Here is a 22,421-nt window from a genome sequence, read left to right on the forward strand (position 1 = left end):
CTTCTTCACCGCTGGTAACGCTTGGCGTCCCCGGCAGCGGATGCGTACTTTACGGATTCGCTGCCGGGTTGGCAAGGGCTTTTTTAAAATAATTTCACGCCTTGCAGTCGCACACCTATATACCGTCTCTACTATCAGGCAGCACGCCTGCTTTTACTCTTGCAACAGTACCTGCTGAGCATTAGACACCAGTGACTGGGAGCCGAGTTCAGCAATGGTGCGCGCCCCGGTCAACGTCATGGCAACGCGCATTTCTTTTTCAAACAACTCGAGAAGATGGGTCACGCCAGCCTCTCCCGCTGTCGCCAGCGCATAGATGAATGCTCGGCCAATCAGCACCGTATCCGCTCCCATGGCAATCATTCTGACGACATCCAGACCACTGCGCACGCCAGAGTCCGCCAGAATCGCTAGATCTCCTTTGACCGCATCTGCAATGGCGGGTAGCGCCCGAGCCGTGGACGGCACGCCGTCCAGCTGACGGCCGCCATGGTTGGATACCACGATACCATCTGCGCCAAATCGCACCGCATCCCGCGCATCTTCCGCATCAAGAATGCCCTTGATGATCATGGGCCCATCCCACTGCTCTCGAATCCACTCCAGATCTTTCCAGGAGATAGAAGGATCGAAGTTATCGCCCAGCCAGGCAATGTAATCCTCGAGCTCGGTTGGCTTGCCGCGATAGTCGGACACATTTCCCAGGTCATGGGGGCGGCCATTGACACCCACGTCCCAAGCCCACAGGGGATGCAGTGCCGCTTGCAGAATACGCCGTGCTGGGCCGTGCTTGCCGCTCATGCCGGAGTGGGCATCACGATAACGCGCCCCAGGTACCGGCATATCCACGGTAAAAACGAGCGTCTTTACGCCCGCTTCCTTGGCACGATCCAGCACATGCTTCATGAACCCACGGTCTTTCAGCACGTAGAGCTGAAACCAGATGGGCCGGTCGACCGCTGCCGCCACTTCGGCAATCGGGCAAACCGATACGGTCGACAGGGTAAAGGGCACCCCTTTCTTACTGGCCGCGCGGGCTGCCTGCACCTCGCCCCGCCGAGCATACATACCTGCCAGCCCTACCGGCGCCAGCGCCAACGGCATCGCAAGCTTTTCACCAAACAGCTCGGTTTCCAGAGAAAGCGAGGACATGTCCTTCAGCACCCGCTGACGTAGCGCAACATCACGCAGGTCATCCACGTTGCGACGCAGGGTGTGCTCTGCGTACGACCCTCCATCCGCATAATGAAAGAGGAAAGGGGGAAGGCGACGCTTGGCAGCCCGGCGATAGTCCGTGGAGGCAGAAATGATCATGGAGCACCCTATGGAGAGATTGCACTGTTGTTGTCACGTCAGCAAAAAGCCATGCCTACATGCTCTTGCTTACCCACGACGCATGAGTATGCCAGCGCTCTAGCGTATTAATTGGTTTTACCAATTTACAAAAAAACAGAAACAACATTAGATAGGCCGATCTTGTGTGTCAAACACAAAACGTGCAATTAGCCCATGGTGCCCACCATACTTTAGTTCAAAGCGCTGCTTTCTTATTGGAATGGCATGCTACGGACGCTTGAGCGGAACATTTAAATTGATTACCCTTGGTCTTACCAATTATTGGAGCTACTGTTCATGTCTTACCCGCCGCTCCGCCAACAGCGCCTTGCCGATGTGATTACCGAACGCCTTGAAGGCATGATTCTGGAAGGAAGCTTGAAACCCGGGCAGCGCTTGCCCCCTGAAAGAGAGCTGGCTGAGCGTTTTGGTGTTTCTCGCCCTTCCTTGCGAGAAGCCATTCAGAAATTGGCTGCCCGCGGATTACTGAGCAGTCGCCAAGGCGGCGGCACCTTTGTCAACGAGACGCTCAACAGCGGCTATACCGACCCCTTGCTGGAAATGCTTTCCCGCCACAAGGAATTTCACCTGGATCTGCTGGAGTTTCGCGATGCCATGGAGGGCATATCGGCCTACTATGCTGCACTGCGCTCGACACCCGCCGACAAAGCCGTGCTGATACAGCGCTTCGAGGAGCTGGACGGCGGTTTCGTCGGCGCCGACCCTGCACAGGAAGCCAAGCTGGACGCCGCGTTTCATTTGGCGATTGCCGAAGCAGCGCACAATGTCCTGCTCTTGCACACCATTCGCGGTATCTTCCATCTCCTGGAGCAGAGTATCGTGGATAATCTGGCGCACCTGTTTGCCAAGCCAGACTCCCGCTCACAGTTGATGAAGCAGCACCGAGCGCTGCTCGATGCCATCCTGGAGGGCCGCGCAGAAGACGCCCGAGCCCGCGCTCACGAACACCTGGTGTATGTGGAAGAGGGGCTACTCGAAATGGCCCGTGCGGAGACCCGCGCTCAGCGCGCATTACGCCGTGCCCAGGGCACGCGCACCTCCGCATGAGCCGCTCTCCCGGCCCACGTTGGCGGCTTGCCTGGCTGCTGATCCTGCCGGTGGGGCTTGCGCTGTGCATGTGGCAGGCCGCCCAGCTAGCCCGCGAGCAGGCGCTTGCCAATCTGCGCGACGACGCTGAAAACGAGCTGCGCCTATCAGCAGCCAACTTGACGGGCTACCTATCCCGTTATGATTACCTGCCCCAAATGCTCTCTACCCGAGAAGGCATCCAGCGTTACCTGGCCGCGCCTGAAGGTCAGGACCCCATGTCGCTGAACCTGCTATTGGACCGTTTTCGGTTTACGGCGGGCGTGTCGGACGTTTATCTGCTGGATCGCGATGCTTACACCATTGCTGCAAGCAACTGGCACCGACCCAACACGTTTATTGGCCATAACTACGCCTTCCGCAGTTATTACACCGATGCCATCGCCGGTGGGCAAGGGCGTTTTTACGGCTTGGGCACGCAGTCGCTGGAACGGGGATACTTCTTTTCTGCCCCCGTATGGCTGGACGATACCTCACCCGACGCCACACCGGATGGCGTGCTGGTCATCAAGGTGCTGCTCGACGAGGTCGAAGAGAGCTGGGCACAGCAAGATGCGGAGCTGTTTGTCACGGACAGCGACTCGATCATTTTCATGGCCAGCCAACCCGAGCTGCGCATGAATGCGCTCTACCCCCTCAACGAAGCCCAGCGCGAAAGCCTACGCGCAACGCGTCGCTATGCTATCGAGCCACTCGACCCCTCCGGCATCGAGGTAGAAGCCTCCCATGGCCCCGGCAGCCACCTCGTCAGCTTTGCTCATGGGCCACTGCAGGGAGAACGCTACCTCAGCTTGACCCGGCCGCTACCCGAATTTGGCTGGCAAATGCATATTCTTAAACCGCTGAACTCGGTGGTCAGCGCCCAGTGGGTGGCCGCTTTGATGGCAGGAGGGCTCTATGGGGTCGTTGCACTGGGCGCTGGCATCGGCTGGCAACGGTTGCGGCTACGCCGGGAGCGGGAAGCCTTTGCCGAACGTGAACGACAGACTCTGGCGCGCGCGCGCGATGAGCTGGAAGCCAGCGTTGAGCGTCGAACACGCGACCTGTTGGCCACCAATCAACGCCTCTCCGATGAAATCGAAGAGCGTCGCCGGGCAGAAGCCAACCTACAGCAGACCCAAAACGAGCTGATCCAGGCCGCCAAGCTGGCCGTGTTGGGCCAACTGGCCGCAGGCATCAATCATGAGCTCAATCAGCCGCTGGCCGCTATTCGCGCCTATGCTGAAAACGCGCGCCGTTTCATCGAATTGACGCGCATCGAGCAAGCCGATGCCAATCTGGCGCAAATCGTCGAGCTGACCCAGCGCATGGCAGATATCAGTGCCCAGCTACGCCAGTTTTCTCGCAAAAGCAGCGAGCGCCACGAAACCATTTCTGTCCAGGCCTGCATCGAGTACGCCCTGCGCCTGTTTCACAGCCGACTACGCGATGGCAGTATCCAGGTGACGCCTCAATGGCCCGCCGAAACCCTGTGGGTAGAGGGAGACCTGGTGCGCCTGGAACAGGTCATCGTCAACCTGATTGGCAATGCCATCCAGGCGATGAAAGACGTCGCCCAGCCCACCCTTACGCTGCGGGCCGAGGCCACGTCTGACCAAGTGCGAATTCATGTCATCGACAACGGCCCCGGTATCGCCGAGCACCATGTGTCGCGGATCTTCGAGCCCTTTTTCACTACCAAAGCGCCGGGCAGCGGCCTGGGGCTAGGACTTTCCATCTCATCGCGTATCATGGAGGACTTGGGGGGCAAGCTACAGGCCACCAACCGGGCCGAGGGAGGCGCGTGCTTCACGATCTCCCTACCGCGCACCATCGTGTCGCCCCTAGGCGAGCAGCATAGAATAACGGAGAACAATAACCATGCATGAACCGTCGACACTGCCGGTCATGGTGATCGACGACGAGCCACATCTGCGTATCACCGCGAGCCAGACCCTGGAGCTGGCCGGCTACACTCCCTACTGCTTCGAATCCGCAGAGCAAGCCTTGGCGGCGCTGCCCGACGACTTCCCAGGCGTCATCGTCAGCGACATCCGCATGCCCGGCATGGATGGCATGGCCCTGCTGCATGAGCTTCACCATCGCGATGCCACCCTGCCGATCATACTGATCACTGGCCATGGCGACATCTCGACGGCGGTGGAAGCAATGCGCGCCGGTGCCTGGGATTTTCTGGAAAAGCCTTTTGCGGGCGATCAGCTGCTGGACGTCGTGAGACGCGGCATCGAAAAGCGCCAGCTAAGCCTGGAAAACCTGCGCCTGAAAGCCGAGCTCGAAGTCCAGCACGCAGCGCTCGGGCCTCGCCTGGTAGGCCGCACGCCGGTCATTTCGCGCCTGGCGGCCATGATCCAGCGCATCAGCCAGGTAGAGGCCGATGTCTTGCTGTTTGGCGAAACCGGCACAGGGAAAGATCTGGTGGCCCGCGCGATCCATGAACGCAGCGCTCGTCGCAATAGCCCCTTCATGGCGATCAACTGCGGCGCCGTGCCGGAAAACACCATCGAATCAGAGCTGTTTGGGCACGAAAAAGGCGCTTTCACAGGGGCCGTGGAGCGGCGTATCGGCAAGTTCGAGCATGCCAACGGCGGCACAGTGTTTCTGGATGAGATCGAGTCCATGCCCATGGCACTGCAGGTCAAACTGCTGCGCGTACTGCAGGAGCGCAGCGTCGAACGCCTGGGAGCCAATGAAGCCGTACCGCTCGATATTCGCGTGATTGCCGCCACCAAGGTAGATCTCAAAGTGGCGGCCGACGACGGGCTGTTTCGCGAAGACCTCTACTACCGCCTCAATGTGGTCACCCTGCCCCTGCCCGCCCTGCGCGAACGGCGAGAAGACATCCCGCTCCTTTTTCAGCACTTTGCCGTGGTCGCCGCCAACCGTAGCGGGCTGGAAGCGCCAACGCTGGACAGCCCGGCCATTGCCGCCCTGCTGGCCCACGACTGGCCAGGCAACGTGCGCGAGCTGCGCAACCTTGCCGAACGTTACGTTTTGCTGGGTGCCGCGTTCGACTATCGGCTGGACGCCTTGCTGGAAGGTGTCGCCGCAGACACCCATGAACCCACGCTACCGCGCCAGGTAGAGCTGTTCGAAAAGAGCCTGATCAGCCAGTCACTGGCGCGTCACCACGGCCGCGTAACGGAAGTGTGTCGCCACCTGGGCATCCCGCGCAAGACGTTCTACGACAAGCTCAAAAAGCATGGCCTGAGCGCTGACGATTACCGCCACAGCAGTGACCCTTGACGCATCAGTTCCAGCAGCACTCCCCAGGGCGGCACCCAGGGCACCAGCACCAGCATGGCAATGAGCATCAAAAGATTAGAGAGAGGACGTCGGCTGTCGCCCAACTTGAGCGCCGTACCAAACGAGCGCTTCAGCCGCGCCCCCTCCAGATCGACACTGAACAGCTCATCCAGCCCCAAGTGGATGATGAAACCTATCAGTACTGCCGCCCCGTGCGACCAGGCCAACCAGGCGGGTTGCTCCAGCAGATGAAAGCTGAGCGCCGCCGTCGCCAAGGCGCACAGCCCTGCCGCCATCAGCGAATGCCAGATCCCTCGGTGAACGGTCAATCTGGAGAAGAGAATCGCGGCCAGGTAGCGCACTGAAAAATAGATACCGCCGCAGGCCACCAGCAGCAGTCCAGGCGTCAACCAGGGCTGCAGCATCAACACCCCCAATACCAGGGTAGGCACCGACAACAGATTGAAAATCAGACGGATAGAGCGGGAACGGTCTGCGTCTATGTCGGGCAGGATGCCACCGAAGGCCACCAGCGCAATGATCAGCAAGGATTGCGACGCGGGCCACCACTGCGCTTGCCAGCCCATATAGGCCATGAGCGTACCGCCTGCGGCGGCCACGGTAATGTGCGTGCGAAAGTTGGCCATGTCGTGGCACTCTGAAAAACTGGATAAATTACCAGATTATCGAAGACTACAACACGGCCTGATATAAAAAAAGCTGCCGTTTACCAAAGGTTTAGGCTAACCACGTTGCTGTGCTAGAAACTCGTCCTTCAATTTGACGTAGTTGCCTGCCGTATAGGGGAAAAAGGCCCGCTCCTGCTCTTTCAAAGGCCGCAACGGCTTGGCAGGATTGCCCGCATATACATGGCCACTTTCCAGCCGTTTGCCCGGTGTCACCACCGCTCCCGCCGCAATGATCACCTCGTCCTCCACCACCGCGCCATCCATGACGATGGCGCCCATGCCCACCAGAATGCGGTTACCCAACGTGCAGCCGTGAAGAATGGCCTTGTGACCGATGGTGACATCGTCACCAATCGTCAAAGGAAAGCCCTCCGGGTTGAAATCGCTGGCGTGGGTGATATGCAGCACGCTGCCATCCTGCACGCTGGTGCGCGCCCCGATAGTGATCCTGTGCATATCGCCACGGATCACGCTCATGGGCCATACCGAGCAGTCGTCGCCCAGAGTGACGTTGCCGATCACGACACTGGCCGGGTCGATATAGACACGCTCGCCCAGCGTAGGGGAGTGTGCGTGAAACGCGCGTAAGGCATTGCTCATGAAGACTCTCCTGTTAGTGACACAAGAACCACTATAGCAATCCACCCAGCAGGACGATGAAGGTCAGCGGAATGGAGACCCAACGGACCAGACGTTGCCAAAGCAGGAAGCCTCGCTCACCCACGCCCAGGGTGCGCATCACCAAGGGCTGTGGCATTACCCAGGCCGCGAAGATAGCAATCAGCAATCCTCCCATGGGCAGGAAGATGTCCGGGGGGATACTGCTGACCAGCTCGAACACGTTGCGCCCAAACAGCGGTCTAAACTCCGCCAGGTGAGAAAAGGAGAAGGCCGACAGCAGCCCCAGCAGCCAGACACTGATCGCCACGACAGCCGTAGAAACGCTGCGCCGCCAGCCAAGGCCCTGCAGCGTGGCCACCATGGGCTCCGCCAGATTGATGGCTGACGTCCACGTCGCGAGCAGCAGCAGCAAAAAGAACACGCTCAGCCACAAGGAACCCCAGGGCAACTCGGAGAAGGCAATGGGCAGGGTCACGAACATCAGTCCCGGCCCGTCCGCCGGGTCCATCCCTTGGGCAAACACTACTGAAAAGATCGCAATACCCGCCAGCAGCGCCACGCTGATATCCAGCACGGCCACCGCACAAGCGGCTTTCGGCAGGCTCTGTTCATCCGGCATATAGGCCCCGTAGGCCATCAACGCACACGCCCCTACGGCCAGGGTGAAAAAAGCGTGTCCCATGGCATGCAGCACCACCGACGCGGTGACGTTTTCGAAAGACGGCATGAACAGCCAGTGCAGCGCCGCCCCAAAGCCGCTGGTGGTCATGGCGTAGAGGGCTAATAGCACCAACAGGCCATAGAGCACCGGCATCAAGAGATTATTGAGCCGCTCCAGGCCTTTCGCGACGCCAGCCGCCACCACCGTCATGGTCATGAACAGGAACAGTGAATGGTTGAAAATCAGCAGGCCTGGATTGGCCAGAAAGGCGTCAAAGCCAGCGCCAATCTCAGCGGCACTGGCCCCGTCAAAGTTGCCATTGATGGAGGCCACCAGAAACTCGATCGACCAGCCAGACACCACGGAATAAAACGACAGAATGCAAAACACCGTCAGCGCACCGAACAGCCCCAGCCAGCGCCAGTGGGGCGAGGCACCCGCCTGTGTGGCCAGTACGCCCAGTGACTGCATGGGGCCTCGACGGCCAGCGCGGCCAATGAGTATTTCCGCCATCATCACGGGCAGGCCCAGCAACAGGACAAACGCCACGTAAATCAGCAAGAAGGCCGCCCCGCCGTTTTCCCCGGCCACATAGGGAAAACGCCAAATATTGCCAAGCCCTACCGCAGCACCGGTCACCGCGAGAATAAAGGCACGCTTCGACCCCCAACGCTCCAGCGTTTCACTCATCTTCTGCTCCTGCCTTGGTGGCACTCGATTCGACGTATCAAAAGGCGGCAAGACTAGCAGGCGCATGCCTCCAGGCCAATGCCGCCATTGAAACTGACCTTGGCTGCCCGCACTGTGTCATTATCCACGGACGCTTTACGCGCCCGCATGAACCAACCTGCCGCCATGAGGTGCCTATGTCCCGTAACCCGTTGCTAGAGAGCCATGAGCTCCCCCCTTTCGCCGACATTCGTGCCGAACACGTGGTGCCCGCGGTAGAACAACTGCTCAATGAGGGTCGCGACGCCATCGAGCGCCTTGCCCAACAAGCCGCTCATCAACCGCCTACCTGGGACAACTTTGCCGCGCCCATGGAAGCCGTGAACGACCGCCTGTCTCAGGCCTGGTCGCCGGTGTTGCACCTCAACAGCACCATGAACAGCCCGGAACTGCGTGACGCCTATCAGGCCTGTTTGGAGAAGCTGTCGGCCTTTGGCACCTGGGTAGGCCAACATGAAGGGCTCTTCAAGGGCTGGCAGGCGCTCAAGGAAGGTCCTGCCTGGCACGACCTGAGCACCGCCCAACGGCGCACCGTTGATAATGCGCTGCGCGACTTCCGCTTGGCGGGCGTGGACCTGCCAGCCGACAAGAAGGCGCGTTACGGCGACATTCAAGCGCGTCTCTCCACGCTGTCCAATCAGTTTTCCAACCATGTGCTGGATGCCACACAGGCATGGCACAAGGACATCACTGACCCTACGCTGCTGGCAGGCGTGCCGGAAAGCGCTCTGGAAACGCTGAAAGCACTGGCAGAGGCCAAAGGCGCAGAGGGTTACCGCATCACGCTCGACTTTCCCAGCTTCTTTCCGATCGTCAGCTATGCCGATAACCGCGAACTGCGCGAGGAAGTGTATACCGCCTTTGTGACGCGCGCCTCAAACCTGGGCCCTAAGGCAGGCCAGTTTGATAACGCCCCCATTCTGGAAGAGACGCTGGCCCTGCGCCAGGAGCTGGCCCGCCTGCTCGGCTTCGATACTTACGCCGACTACTCGCTGGTTACCAAGATGGCCGACTCCCCCGCCCAGGTACTCGACTTTCTCGAAGACCTGGCCCAGCGTGCCAAGCCGCAAGCCCAGCAGGAGTTTGCCGAGCTCAGCGCCTACGCCCGTGATGAGCTCGGGCTCGACACGCTGCAGCCATGGGATGTCGCCTATGCCAGTGAAAAGCTGCGCGTGGCTCGCCATGACCTCTCCCAGGAGCAGTTACGCCCCTACTTTCCCGCCCCCCATGTGGTCAACGGGCTGTTTCAGGTCATCGAGCGCCTCTACAACGTGCAGGTAGCGGAAGATGCCAGCGTAGCCAGCTACCATGACGATGTGCGGTTTTTCAGAATTACCGAGCAAGGCAAACCGATTGCGGGTTTCTACCTCGACCTTTACGCCCGGGAGGGCAAGCGTGGAGGCGCCTGGATGGCGGACTGCCGGGTACGCCGCCAGACAGAACACGGCCTGCAACTGCCGGTCGCCTTCCTGACCTGTAATTTCACCGCCCCGGTGGGCGGCAAACCTGCCTTGCTGACCCACGACGAAGTCACAACGCTGTTCCACGAGTTCGGCCACGGCTTGCACCACATGCTGACCAAGCAGGACATCGCCGATGTTTCCGGCATCAACGGCGTGGCCTGGGACGCGGTCGAACTGCCCAGCCAGTTCATGGAGAACTACTGCTGGGAAAAAGAGGGGCTAGCGCTACTGTCCAGGCACGTGGATACCGGCGAACCGCTCCCCGATGCACTGTTCGAGCGCCTCCAGGCGGCTAAAAACTTCCAGTCCGCCATGGGCATGTTGCGCCAGATAGAGTTTTCGCTCTTCGACATGCGCCTGCACCATGAATTGGAAGCTCCCAGCGCCGACGACGTACAAGGCCTGCTGGACGACGTACGCCGCCACACCTCGGTGGTTCCCGTGGTGCCCTTCAATCGCTTCCAGAACAGCTTTAGCCACATCTTTGCAGGGGGCTATGCGGCGGGATATTACAGCTACAAGTGGGCCGAAGTGCTCTCCGCCGACGCCTGGAGCGCCTTCGAAGAAGCGGGTATTTTTGACCCTGCCACCGGCCAGCGCTTCAAGGAAGAGATCCTTGAACAGGGCGGCGCCCGCGATGCTGCCGAGCTGTTCGTCGCGTTTCGTGGTCGCGAGCCCAGTGTGGCGCCGTTGCTGCGCCACAGCGGCATTCGTGCCGCCTGATCCACCCTTTATCTCTGCGCGGCAGCCCTGCTGCCGCGTATCGGGAGTCTTGTCATGTCGAGTATCAAACGCTTTATTGCCGGGGTTACATGCCCCCGCTGCGCCGCCATGGACCGTATTCGTGCCTGGGAGCAGCATGGCATTCGCTACCGTGAGTGCGTCAGCTGTGATTTCTTCGAACAGCTGCCGATCGAGGATGACACATCACCGGAGCTGGTGACTCGAGTCAATCAGGTGCGCGATGAGCAAAAAGTACAGGATCTACAGCCAGTGCGTATCCTGGATCCCGGCAAGCCGAAGTAGCGACGCTTGGGAGTCGTCTTTCTCGCCAAAATGTGCGGAAAACCGCACGCTATTTCCATGAATCCGTGCGTAAAGCCATCCATAAAACATCGAGCGTCTTTCAACCAAAGTTGAATAAGATATCCATAAGCGATTGTATTCAAATAAAAACAAAGCCATTGGCACGACAATCGCTCTACATTAAGCTGCTTATTAGAACAAGCACTGGCCACACTCTCGATATGCCAGACGATAATCCCAATAACAGCTTAGGAAATCTCGCCATGCGTAATATGATGCCCAAGTCTCTTGCCCTGCTGGCTGGCGGCGCGCTGGTCGCTGCGACCACCGCCCACGCGGAAGTTGATCGTGAGGGCTGGCCCTCCAGCTTTACCGTAGGTACTGCCAGCCAGGGCGGCACCTTCTACATCTACGGTTCTGGCTGGGCGAACCTGCTGGCCGACCAGTTGGGCGGCATTACCGGCGGTGGTGAAGTCACCGGTGGTCCGACGCAGAACCTGGCACTGGTTCACGCGGGTGAGCTGGCCTTCGGCCTGACCACACTGGGCCCTGCAGATGACGCCATGAACGGTCGTAGCCCGCTGGCACCGGGTGTGGTCATGGATAACGCTTGTGCCCTGTTCCCCATGTACGAGACGCCGTTCTCCATCACGGCTCTGGCCAGCACCGGCATTACCTCCATTTCCGATATTCCGGACGGTTCGCGCATTGGTTTCGGCCCTGCAGGCTCCACCTCTGACGTTTACTTCCCTGCCATCCTCGAAGAGCTGGGCGTCAATTTCGAGCGCCGTAACGGCGGCTGGTCTGACCTTGGCGGCCAGTTGCAGGATGGACTGCTGGACGTCGTTGCCTTTGCAGCGGGCGTACCGATCCCGGCCGTCAGCCAGCTGGAAGTTCAAACTGACGTCAACATTATCGAGTTCACCGAAGAAGAGCAGGCCAAGATCGTCGACGCCTTCCCGGTCTCTGAATTCATGATCCCGGCCAGCACTTACGAAACGCTGGAAGAAGACGCCCGTGCCGTTTCCATGTGGAACTTCGCCATTGCCGGCTGCGACCTGCCTGAAAGCCTGGTGTATGAAGTCACGCGCATCACCATGGAAAACAACGACCGCATGGTATCCATCCACCGCAGTGCTGAAGAGAGCATTCCCGAGAACGTCAAGTACAACACGGTCATGCCTTTCCACCCCGGTGCTGCCCGCTGGTTCAATGAAAACGGCTATGAGATAGCCGACGACATGATTCGCCAATAAGCGCGGATGTGCCAGCACAAGAGCCGACTCTTTACAGGGTCGGCTCTTGTCGCTCTGGCCATGAATAAGCAATTCCTGAATTACCCAAGCATCTTCGCTGACGATCCATCCCAAGGGTAACCTCCATGAGCAACAACACCGGCAGCCCCAACCCGGCTGCACCCGCTAGCGACCCCGTTGAGCAACAGGACGCCAAGGCCATACTCGCCGAAGGTGTCGACGAAGAGGTCGTCGAGTCAAACCGTCGCCTGTTTACCGGCTGGCAGTGGATGCTTTTCGCCGGCGTTGCCATCGCCTACTCGCTGTTTCACCTGATCACGCTGAACGTCCTGCCCATGGAAACATGGACCTACCGGATCATTCACGTGGCAGGCGCCCTGATTCTTGGCTTCGGCCTGTTCACTGGTGCGCGCTTTGCCAGTGACGCCAGCGATGAGTCGCCCAAGTGGCTGACACTGCTGGGAGCCGCGCTGCTACTGCCCGCAGGCTACGCGCTGGTGCAAGCCTTCCTGATGTGGCAAGCCCTTTCCGGGGGCGCCATGCGTATCGACCCACAGGTGGAAACCTGGCACTTCGGCTACCCGATGCTGCTCGCCACCGTAGGGGCGATCTTGCTGTCCTGGTTCTATCGCCAGCAGCGCTCCAAATTCTCCATGCCTGACCTGGTGCTGATGATCGTCGCACTGGCCAGCGCGGGTTATCTGATCACGGTTTACAATACGCCACTGCGTATGTCCACGGGCACCTCTTTTGCCCCGGTTGGCATTACCTACGCCGCCATGGCCGGTTCGCTGCTGATTCTGGAGCTGACCCGCCGCGTAGCAGGTAACGCGCTGGTCGTCATTTCTGCCATTTTTCTGGCCTATGTGTTTGGCGGCCCTTACCTGCCAGGCTTCCTGAGTTACCCGGGCCTGTCGGTCAACCGCTTCTTCAGCCAGCTCTACACCGATATCGGGGTGCTCGGGCAAACGACGGCGGTCTCCTCCACTTACATCATTCTGTTCATTATTTTTGCAGCGTTCCTGCAAGCCTCGAAAGTGGGCGACTACTTCGTCAACTTCGCCTTTGCCGCTGCAGGGCGCTCGCGGGGCGGTCCGGCCAAGGTGTCGATTTTCGCTTCTGGCCTGATGGGCATGATCAACGGCACCTCCGCAGGCAACGTGGTCTCCACCGGTTCTCTGACCATCCCGTTGATGAAAAAGGTAGGTTATCCGGGCCGTAGCGCAGGGGCGATCGAAGCCGCTGCTTCCACCGGCGGCCAGATCATGCCCCCGATCATGGGTGCGGGTGCCTTCATCATGGCGGAAATCACCGGCATCCCCTATCGCGAGATTGCCGTTGCCGCGCTGATTCCGGCCGCGCTGTACTTCCTGTCGGTCTATTTCATGGTCGACCTGGAAGCTGCGAAGAAAGGCATGCGCGGTATGCGCAAGGATGAAATCCCGCAGTTCCGCAAACTGGCCCGTCACGCGTACCTGTTTGCGCCGATCATCATCCTGATCTATGCCCTGTTCATGGGGTACTCGGTCATCCGTGCGGGCACCCTGGCCACGGCTGCGGCGGCCGTGGTGAGCTGGATTTCACCCAACAAGATGGGCATTCGTGAAATTCTCAAGGCCCTGCAGCTGGCAGGCACCATGTCGATCCAGATCATCGCCGTGTGTGCCTGTGCAGGCCTGATCGTGGGCGTCATTTCCCTGACCGGCGTGGGCGCACGTTTCTCGTCGCTGCTGCTGGGCATGGCGGGCGTGAGCCAACTGTTGGCCCTGTTCTTCGCCATGTGTATCTCCATTCTGCTGGGGATGGGCATGCCCACCACGGCGGCCTATGCCGTGGCGGCTTCCGTCGTGGCGCCGGGCCTGATCAACATCGGCATTCAGCCGCTGATTGCGCACTTCTTCGTCTTCTACTTCGCCGTCATGTCGGCGATCACCCCGCCCGTGGCACTGGCCTCTTATGCCGCTGCCGGTATTTCTGGCGATAACGCCATGCAAACCTCCATTACCTCGTTCAAGGTAGGGTTGGCGGCCTTTATCGTACCGTTCATGTTCTTCTATAGCCCGGCCATGCTGATGGAAGGCACACCGATGCAGATCGTTCGCGTCGCCATTACGGCGTCGATCGGTATCTTCATGCTGTCGGCCACGGTACAAGCATGGTTCTTTGGCTCGATCCAGGCATGGCAGCGTTTGGTGCTGATGATCGGCGCGCTGTTCCTGATCTACGGCGGTATCTTCACCGACATTGCCGGACTGGGTATCGGCGCCGCCATGTTCCTGATGCAGCGCAAGCTGCACGGGCCGAAACCGGCCCCCACCGCAGCCTGACAGGCTATCAACGCAGGCCGACTCCCAGGAGTCGGCCTTTTTGTCAGCGCACGCCTAGTGCAAACCACCCACCCGCCACCAGCATCGATAGCAGCGTCACCGGAATACCGGCCTTGGCAAAGGTGAGAAAGCCAAGGTGAACGCCCTGCCGTCTGGCCCCCTCTGCCACGATCAGATTCACCACGCTGCCAATCAGCAGCAAATTACCTGCCAACGTCGACATGACCGCCAGCATGACCAGCGTGGCCTCGGGCAGTTGCGGGAACAGCCCCAGTAGCAAGATCACAAAAGGTACGTTACCGATCACGTTGCTGGCCACCAGCGAGATCCCGGCCATGTGCCATGGGTCATCCGGCACACCTCCCGACCCCAGCCACTGGTTGACCAACACCCCCGCCTCCGGCAAGGAAGCGACACTGCCGGTGACAATGAAGAGCCCCATGAACAGCAGCAACAGGTTCCAGTCCACCGCCTGCACATATCGGTGGCTGGCGACTTGGCGCGACATCATCAATACCAGCGCTACCGCGAGCGCCGACCATTCGCGAGGCAGCGGGGTCGAGAACAGGATCAGCAGCGCCATGGCTGCCAACAGCGCCTTATAGCGCAGACTTTCCTGGGCCACGCACGGCGCCTGTCGCACCCCCATCAAAAAAACCGACCTGCGCCAGAGGACGCAGGTCGGTTCTCATGGATCACATCGGCAACCGGTCAGGTGAGATTATCGACGATCTTCATGACCGGCGCGGCCTGGTTGAGCGTATAGAAGTGCAGCCCCGGCGCGCCACCATCCAGCAGGCGCTCGCACAGGCGCGTCACCACCTCGGTGCCAAAGGCCGCGATAGCCTCGCTGTCATCGCCATAGGCTTCCAGCTGCTTGCGAATCCAGCGGGGGATTTCGGCACCGCAGGCATCGGAAAAGCGCGCCAGCTTGGTGTAGTTGGTGATGGGCATGATGCCGGGAATGATCGGCTGCTCGACACCCAGCGCCCGCGCTTTGTCCACGAAGTGGAAGTAGGCGTCGGCGGTGAAGAAGTACTGGGTAATCGCCATATTGGCGCCCGCGTTCATCTTGCGGGCAAAGTTTTCCACATCCTTGTCGAGGCTGGGAGCCTGTGGATGAGATTCTGGATAGGCCGCCACGGCGATATCGAAGTGATCACCGGTTTCGGCACGGATGAACTCGACCAGCTCGTTGGCGTAGCGCAGCTCGCCGATACTGCCCATGCCGGACGGCATATCGCCACGTAGCGCCACCAGGCTATCCACGCCTTCCGACTGATACTGGGCCAGCAGGTCACGTAGCTGGGCTTTCTCGCTGCCGATACAGGAAAGGTGCGGGGCGGTGGTAATACCGCTCTCACTCACGGTACGCACGATATCGCGGGTACGCGCCTGCGTGGACCCGCCAGCCCCGTAGGTCACCGAGAAGAAGCGAGGGTTACATGCGACCAGCTCATCGCGCACGTGAATCAGCTTCTCCCGGCCGGCATCGGTATTGGGCGGAAAAAACTCGAAGCTGATACCTAACGGATGTTCCTGGCTGCCCATGGTGTATCCTCGCAGTACAACAAAGTGATCATTATGTGAGGTATTCTCGCTGCTTACCCGCGTGGCGGCTAATGAAAGATTTCACGCACGATCTTCAATTCGGCTCATGTTGTTCGGCAGACCAAATTCAAGGAGGAGCAATGGATTTAGCACCCGCGACGTTGATGGGGCCACTGTTGATGCTGCTGGGCTATGTCGGGTTAGGGTTCCTTGCGGCCCAGCGGCTCAAGATCGACCCCCGCCCGATTGCCACGCTGCTGGTCTATCTCATTGCTCCCCTGACGATTTTCCGCGCGCTGATGAACGGCGGCCCCACGGCAGCCTATCTGACCCTGTCGCTGGCCATGTTTCTGCTGGCCAGCGCCATGGCGCTGCTGGTACATCGCTTGACCCGCCATCGCTTCGGCCCCCTGGAGGGTGCTCTGCTGGCCTTTTCCTCCGGCACCGGCAACACCGGCTATTTCGGCCTGCCCGTGGCGCTGATCTTGCTGCCGCCGGAGGGCGTCACGCTGTACCTGTTCTGCATGCTGGGGATCAACCTGTATGAATTTACCGTGGGCTTTTACCTGAGCGCGCGAGGGCACTTTTCGGTGCGCCAGAGTCTGATCAAGATTGCCCGCCTGCCGCTGGTCTATGCCTTCCTGCTGGCCCTGCTGCTCAGCTCGCTGGGTGTAGTGCTCCCCGAGCCCATGATGAACTCGCTGGCCGTCTTTCCCGCCACGTACACCCTGCTGGGCATGATGATCATTGGCATGACGCTCAGCCAGGTGACGCTGGCCGCCTGGGATACGCGCTTCGTGGCAGCCTGCGTGGGGCTGCGCTACGCTCTGTGGCCACTGGTCATGGTCGGTGCCGTGCTGGTGCTGCAACAGCTGACGCCGCTGGCACCGGAGCTGGCCATGGCGCTGCTGTTGCTGGGGGTGGTACCGATGGCCTCCAATGTGGTGGTCGTGGCCATGGAGCTGGGCATTCAGCCCCAAAAAGGCGCCCTGGCCGTGTTGACCACGACGCTATTGGCGCCACTGCTGATCCCGTTCTATCTGGGGATGATGCTCTACCTGACCGGGCTGGCCTAGAAGCCCTCCACACCCGCCTGCTGAAGCTGACGTGCCATCCGCTGGATCTCGGGATGGCCAAAGAACGCCACCAGCGCTTCGGCTCGGACGGGGCCCACCCCAGGCTGGGCCTGCCACTCGGCGCGGGAGAGTCCTTCCAGCGTTGCCCACTCCCCCAGCTCAGCGCTGCCGCCCGGCGGTACGCCCAGCGCACGTAACCAGGCGGCATAGGGCGCCTGCCGTGCCGCCGCAAACTGTGCCGCCAGCGAGGCGGCCGTGGCGGGGCCAATACCATGGGCCTGTTGCAGCTGCGCCTCCGACAGCGCCAGCCAGCCCATTAGCTCCGTCACGACCCCGGCACGCATCAAGGCCTGCCAAGTGCCTTCGCCGATGCCACGCATACCTAGCTGATTCCCCAGATAGGTCAGGCGTGCCAATAGCTGGGCATCACAATCGGGGGTCAGCGTCAGGCAACTCAGCAGATCATAACGCGCTGGCGATGGCACACTGAGCGGCGCCCGCTCAGCACTCTGCCAGACTACGCTGGTGACTTGAGGAATCGTCAGCCCTGCCAGCGTCACGGCGACGTGGTCTCCTGGGCGAACATCCCAGGCCTGCCACTGCTCAAGCGACCCTAGCGATACACGACGAATGCTGCGCCCTTCCAGGCTCACGGGATACAGCCATAACACGGGCGTCACTCGCCCAGTGCGCCCCACCCGAAACTCGATACCACGCACCTGGGCCAGCGCTTGCTGCGCGGGGTATTTCCAGGCGATGGCCCACTCCGGAGGCGACGCCGACCAGTGACGAATGCCAGGGCGTTCGGCCTGCTTGAGCACCACGCCATCGGTAGCGAAGGGCAGCGGCTCGTTGAACCAGCGCTCCCGCCATTCAGCCGCTTGCTGATGGCCCGTAACGGGGTGCGTGTACTCGGCCGTGTCGAACCCCAGCGCCGTCAGTCGCGCCAGCCGCTCCGCCATCTCGGTAGGCCCATCGGGCCAATCCCACACGAACAAGCCAACGCGGGAAAGCGTCGCCTCACTGGGTGCCTGCTGCGCCATGGCCCCGGCCACCGCACCGCGCGCGCCAATCTCGGGAGCTTGCGACTGGATATGCCGATCAAGCTGCCAATAGAGCTCACCCTGGAACACCGCCGATAGCGGCTCGGGCAGCAAAGCAGGCACATCGGGCAGTTGCCGAACGCGCTCGGTCCAGTCCTGACCGCGCTCCCCGTCGCCGCGGCTGACCGCTTCGACCAATATCCCTTGCCGATAGCGCAAAGTCACCGCCACACCGTCCACCTTGGGCTGGATCCATAGCCCCTGGCGACGGCTGGTAAAACGCCGCACTCCGGCCTCGTCGGCCTTGTGGAGCCCGGTTTGCGCAGCCGCGTGAGTCACCGTGCCATCGCTACGGGTGGATCGGGTCAGGGGACGGTGGGGCGTGGTATCGTCCAGACAGGTTTGCCAATGCGTCAGCCTCGCCAGCGCCTGATCGTAAAGCTCATCGGCAATCAGCGACTCACCCTCGTCATGGTAGGCACGGTCCCACAGCGCGATATGCTCGGCCAGCGTCTGGCGCTCTTGAGCAAGGCGCTCCTGTGGCCATGCCGGGCACTCCTCGGCCTGCGTCGTCAGCGCCAGAGCGCACAGGCCACTCAGCCACCCTGCTCTGAATATCCACCGCCACACCATCGCCGCCCCCCTGATGATCAGCAAAGCCATCGGTGCCTGCACCACCGCGCCTGAACCACCGTACTAACGTTAACTTAACTCAAACGGGGCGTGATGCAATGTTACGTTGTTCAGTCAATAGGAAAGAATAAAAACGCCCCCTGATTTTCATCAGGGGGCGCTATCAGGGCAGCGGTATGACCAGGTGTTTACAAACCAGCCGCCTTGCGCAGCGCGTCGGCCTTGTCGGTTTTCTCCCAAGGGAACGCCGTAAACGTCTCGGTATGCTCTTCCCCTTTGTCGTCCGTCCAACGGTAGCTATGCTCGAACGGCTCGCGACCAAAGTGGCCGTAGGCAGAGGTCAGACGATACATCGGGTGCAGCAGGTCGAGCATGGTGGTGATCGCATAGGGGCGCAGGTCAAAATGCTCGCGCACCAGTTCGACGATTTTCGCATCGTCGATCTTGCCTGTGCCGAAGGTGTCGATCGACACGGAGGTGGGCTCTGCCACACCGATGGCGTAAGACACCTGAATCTCGCACTTGTCGGCCAAGCCTGCAGCAACCACGTTCTTCGCCACGTAACGGCCCGCGTAGGCCGCACTGCGGTCTACCTTGGACGGATCCTTGCCCGAGAACGCACCGCCGCCGTGACGGGCCATGCCGCCGTAGGTATCGACGATGATTTTACGCCCCGTCAAACCACAGTCGCCCACTGGGCCACCGATCACGAACTTGCCGGTCGGGTTGATATGATATTGGGTGTTCGCATCCAGCCACTCTGCGGGAATCACCTGCTCGATGATTTCGCGCTTGACCATCTTGCGCAGGTCTTCCTGGTCGATTTCCGGGTCATGCTGGGTCGACAGCACCACGGCATCCACGCCACAGGGTTGGCCTTCGGCATTGTAGCGGAAGGTGACCTGACTCTTCGCATCAGGACGCAGCCAAGGCAGCAGGCCATGCTTGCGCAGCTCTGCCTGACGCTCGACCAGGCGATGGGAGTAGTGAATAGGGGCCGGCATGAAGGAGTCGGTTTCGTTGGTGGCATAACCGAACATCAAGCCCTGGTCACCCGCCCCTTGATCTTCGGGTTTGGTGCGATCAACGCCCTGAGCAATATCCACACTCTGTTTGCCGATCAGGTTGATCACGCCACAGGTGGCGCCATCGAAGCCTACCTGTGAGGAGGTATAGCCGATATCGGTGATCACATCACGCACCAGCGCTTCGAGATCAACCCATGCCGAGGTGGTAATTTCACCCGCAATAATGGCAACACCCGTCTTCACCATCGTTTCACAGGCAACACGCGCCTGCTTGTCACGGGCGATAATGGCATCCAGCACCGCATCAGAAATCTGGTCAGCAATCTTGTCAGGATGACCTTCGGAAACGGACTCGGAGGTAAACAGGGAATATTCGCTCATCGCGCACTCGACCCTCTGTATGACGGCTGCTTCGTTATGACCGCAGCATCAGCAGGAAATCATGGCAGGAGGTTCCCTGCCCGTATATAGAAGCAGCAGAGCCTTTTCACTACTACTTCGGGAGGCAGAGTCTACACGCTGTTGGGGGTTCTTCCCAGAACGCACCTCGAGAATTTGCCGCCGCCGAGGAAGTCAGCGACAATAGCGCTTTTATTCTTTCCGTTTTCAGGCGAGGAGCACCCCATGCCGTCCCGTTTTGAGCTGGCCAATGCCATTCGCGCCCTTTCCATGGATGCCGTTCAGAAGGCCAAATCTGGCCATCCCGGCGCACCCATGGGCATGGCTGATATTGCCGAGGTGCTGTGGAATGACTACCTCAAGCACAACCCCGAAGACCCCAAGTGGGCCGATCGCGACCGGTTCGTGCTGTCGAACGGCCATGGCTCCATGCTGCTCTACTCGCTGCTGCACCTGAGCGGTTACGAACTCAGCCTGGAACAGCTGCAAAACTTCCGCCAGCTGCACTCGCCCACGGCAGGCCATCCTGAGTACGGATACGCCCCCGGCATCGAAACCACCACCGGCCCCTTGGGCCAGGGCTTTGCCAACGCCGTCGGCTTTGCCATTGCCGAGAAAACCCTCGCCGCACAGTTCAACCGCCCCGGCCACACCATCGTTGACCACCACACCTGGTGTTTCCTGGGCGATGGCTGCTTGATGGAAGGCATTTCCCATGAGGCGGCCTCGCTGGCCGGCACTCAGCAGCTGGGTAAGCTGATTGCTCTGTACGACGACAACGGCATCTCCATCGATGGCGAAGTCGAAGGCTGGTTCACCGACGATACCGCCAAGCGCTTCGAGTCCTACGGCTGGCACGTGGTGCCCAACGTCGACGGCCACAAACCTGAAGAAGTCAAAGCCGCCATCGAGCTGGCAAAAAGCCAGGACGACAAGCCGAGCCTGATCATCTGCAAGACCATCATCGGCTTTGGCGCCCCCAACAAGCAGGGCAAAGAAGAGTCCCACGGCGCACCGTTGGGTGACGATGAAGTAGCGCTGGCGCGCAAGCAGCTAGGCTGGGAGCATGCTCCCTTCCACATTCCCGAGCCCATTTACTCCGCCTGGGATGCTCGCGAAGCGGGTAAAGCTCGCCAGCAGGAGTGGGAAGGCCGCTTCGCTCGCTACACCGAAGCATTCCCCGAGCAGGCCCGTGAGTTCAAGCGTCGCATGAAAGCGCAGCTGCCCACGGAGCTGGCCACCGAAGCGCTGATCGAGCAGGCCCAGGACAAAGGCGAAAGCATCGCTTCACGTAAAGCCTCCTTTGAAGCGCTGAACGTGATTGGCCCGCAAATGCCGGAACTGCTCGGCGGCAGCGCTGACCTCGCGCCCTCCAACCTGACGTTCTGGAAAGGCGCCAAAGCGATCACTCCTGAAGATGCCAGCGGCAACTACCTGCACTACGGTGTGCGTGAATTCGGCATGGGCGCAGTGATGAACGGTATCGCCCTGCACGGTGGTTTCGTTCCTTATGGCGCGACCTTCCTGATCTTCATGGAGTACATGCGTAATGCCGTGCGCATGGCGGCATTGATGGGCCAGCAGGCCATTTACGTGTTTACCCACGACTCCATCGGTCTGGGTGAAGATGGCCCGACCCACCAGCCCATCGAGCAGCTCACCAGCCTGCGCACCACGCCCAACCTGAACACTTGGCGTCCCTGCGATGCGGTGGAGACGGCGGCGTCCTGGGATGCGGCCATCAAACGCCACTCCGGCCCCACTGCGCTGGTACTGTCGCGTCAAAACCTGCCGCACCAGCCGCGCACCAAGGCCCAGTTAGCCGCCATCCAGCGCGGCGGTTATGTGCTGAAGGATTGCGACGGCACGCCCGCGCTGATCCTGATTGCCACCGGCTCCGAAGTGGCGCTGGCCATGGAAGCCGCGGCCACGCTCGAGCAGCAGGGCCAGGCCGTGCGCGTGGTGTCCATGCCATCTACTTACCGCTTCAACGGTCAGGACGCCGACTACCGCGAGAGCGTGCTGCCCAAAGCCGTGACCAAGCGCATTGCCATCGAAGCGGGCCACGCCGACTACTGGTACAAGTACGTTGGTCTGGAAGGGCGCGTCATTGGCATGACCACCTACGGTGAGTCGGCCCCGGCAGGCGAGCTGTTCAAGCACTTTGGCTTTACGGTCGAGAATATCGTCAAGCAGGCCAATGAGCTGCTCGGCTGAGCTTATCTCAGTTTGCC

The 22,421-nt window shown here is 60.5% G+C and carries 17 protein-coding genes; 9 read left to right on the top strand and 8 right to left on the bottom strand.

All coding sequences use genetic code 11. The features are described 5' to 3' along the window. Positions 1–153: 153 nt before the first annotated feature. A complete protein-coding gene (lldD, locus tag CWI66_RS13655; protein WP_081137932.1) occupies positions 154–1,314 on the bottom strand; it encodes an FMN-dependent L-lactate dehydrogenase LldD in 1,161 nt (386 codons plus the stop codon). Positions 1,315–1,632: 318 nt separating this feature from the next. Here lldD and CWI66_RS13660 point away from each other — a divergent pair, with 318 nt between their 5' ends. Genes CWI66_RS13660 through CWI66_RS13670 form a run of 3 tightly spaced genes read left to right on the top strand, consistent with a single transcriptional unit; the run spans position 1,633 to position 5,685 of the window. Continuing rightward, on the top strand, positions 1,633–2,403 hold the full coding sequence (locus tag CWI66_RS13660; RefSeq protein WP_081137930.1) for a GntR family transcriptional regulator: 771 nt from the start codon (positions 1,633–1,635) through the stop codon (positions 2,401–2,403). Next, positions 2,400–4,310, top strand: coding sequence for a sensor histidine kinase (locus tag CWI66_RS13665; protein WP_100731981.1), 1,911 nt, complete (start codon positions 2,400–2,402; stop codon positions 4,308–4,310). Before CWI66_RS13660 ends, CWI66_RS13665 begins: the two co-directional genes overlap by 4 nt. After that, on the top strand, positions 4,303–5,685 hold the full coding sequence (locus tag CWI66_RS13670) for a sigma-54-dependent transcriptional regulator (protein WP_016915674.1): 1,383 nt from the start codon (positions 4,303–4,305) through the stop codon (positions 5,683–5,685). Before CWI66_RS13665 ends, CWI66_RS13670 begins: the two co-directional genes overlap by 8 nt. Here the strand turns inward: CWI66_RS13670 and CWI66_RS13675 are convergent. From CWI66_RS13675 to CWI66_RS13685, 3 genes are all read right to left on the bottom strand, one after another. Beyond that, entirely contained in the window at positions 5,661–6,332 is a 672-nt protein-coding gene (locus CWI66_RS13675; protein WP_100731982.1) for a metal-dependent hydrolase, read from the bottom strand. The genes CWI66_RS13670 and CWI66_RS13675 overlap by 25 nt on opposite strands. Positions 6,333–6,428: 96 nt before the next feature. Further along, on the bottom strand, positions 6,429–6,974 hold the full coding sequence (locus CWI66_RS13680) for a gamma carbonic anhydrase family protein (protein ID WP_081137925.1): 546 nt from the start codon (positions 6,972–6,974) through the stop codon (positions 6,429–6,431). A gap of 31 nt (positions 6,975–7,005) precedes the next feature. Beyond that, positions 7,006–8,346 carry a sodium-dependent transporter gene (locus CWI66_RS13685; RefSeq protein WP_100731983.1) on the bottom strand — a complete coding sequence of 447 codons (1,341 nt, stop codon included), beginning with the start codon at positions 8,344–8,346 and terminating at the stop codon, positions 7,006–7,008. 176 nt (positions 8,347–8,522) lie between these two features. Here CWI66_RS13685 and prlC point away from each other — a divergent pair, with 176 nt between their 5' ends. The 4 genes from prlC (at position 8,523) to CWI66_RS13705 (ending at position 14,457) form a co-directional block, all read left to right on the top strand. Further along, complete coding sequence (prlC, locus tag CWI66_RS13690) at positions 8,523–10,571, top strand: oligopeptidase A (protein ID WP_100731984.1); 2,049 nt, start codon at positions 8,523–8,525, stop codon at positions 10,569–10,571. Between the two features lie 54 nt (positions 10,572–10,625). Further along, positions 10,626–10,874, top strand: a complete 249-nt coding sequence (locus CWI66_RS13695) for a YheV family putative zinc ribbon protein (protein ID WP_100731985.1) — start codon at positions 10,626–10,628, stop codon at positions 10,872–10,874. A gap of 263 nt (positions 10,875–11,137) precedes the next feature. Continuing rightward, positions 11,138–12,130 carry a TAXI family TRAP transporter solute-binding subunit gene (locus CWI66_RS13700; RefSeq protein ID WP_100731986.1) on the top strand — a complete coding sequence of 331 codons (993 nt, stop codon included), beginning with the start codon at positions 11,138–11,140 and terminating at the stop codon, positions 12,128–12,130. A gap of 125 nt (positions 12,131–12,255) precedes the next feature. Beyond that, positions 12,256–14,457 carry a TRAP transporter permease gene (locus CWI66_RS13705; RefSeq protein WP_100731987.1) on the top strand — a complete coding sequence of 734 codons (2,202 nt, stop codon included), beginning with the start codon at positions 12,256–12,258 and terminating at the stop codon, positions 14,455–14,457. A 43-nt stretch (positions 14,458–14,500) separates the two neighbouring features. Here CWI66_RS13705 and CWI66_RS13710 read toward each other — a convergent pair whose 3' ends face one another. Further along, a complete protein-coding gene (locus CWI66_RS13710) occupies positions 14,501–15,082 on the bottom strand; it encodes an SLC13 family permease (RefSeq protein WP_198517590.1) in 582 nt (193 codons plus the stop codon). An 86-nt stretch (positions 15,083–15,168) separates the two neighbouring features. Then, on the bottom strand, positions 15,169–16,008 hold the full coding sequence (gene metF, locus CWI66_RS13715) for a methylenetetrahydrofolate reductase [NAD(P)H] (protein WP_100731988.1): 840 nt from the start codon (positions 16,006–16,008) through the stop codon (positions 15,169–15,171). Positions 16,009–16,148: 140 nt separating this feature from the next. Here metF and CWI66_RS13720 point away from each other — a divergent pair, with 140 nt between their 5' ends. Continuing rightward, the gene (locus CWI66_RS13720; protein ID WP_100731989.1) at positions 16,149–17,084 is read left to right on the top strand and encodes an AEC family transporter; all 936 of its coding nucleotides are present in this window, start codon (positions 16,149–16,151) and stop codon (positions 17,082–17,084) included. On the opposite strand, the gene ligB is transcribed toward CWI66_RS13720, so the two are convergent. Together ligB and metK are read right to left on the bottom strand one after the other, a co-directional pair. After that, positions 17,081–18,760, bottom strand: a complete 1,680-nt coding sequence (gene ligB, locus CWI66_RS13725; protein ID WP_100731992.1) for an NAD-dependent DNA ligase LigB — start codon at positions 18,758–18,760, stop codon at positions 17,081–17,083. The two genes, CWI66_RS13720 and ligB, sit on opposite strands and share 4 nt — an antisense overlap. A 188-nt stretch (positions 18,761–18,948) precedes the next feature. After that, positions 18,949–20,169 (bottom strand): methionine adenosyltransferase, encoded by a 1,221-nt coding sequence (metK, locus tag CWI66_RS13730; protein WP_016915659.1) that lies wholly within the window; start codon positions 20,167–20,169, stop codon positions 18,949–18,951. A 243-nt stretch (positions 20,170–20,412) separates the two neighbouring features. On the opposite strand from metK, the gene tkt reads away from it, so the two are divergent. Then, entirely contained in the window at positions 20,413–22,404 is a 1,992-nt protein-coding gene (gene tkt, locus CWI66_RS13735) for a transketolase (RefSeq protein WP_100731990.1), read from the top strand. Positions 22,405–22,421: the final 17 nt, after the last annotated feature.

Source organism: Halomonas sp. 141 (assembly GCF_002810305.1).
Classification (GTDB): domain Bacteria; phylum Pseudomonadota; class Gammaproteobacteria; order Pseudomonadales; family Halomonadaceae; genus Vreelandella; species Vreelandella stevensii.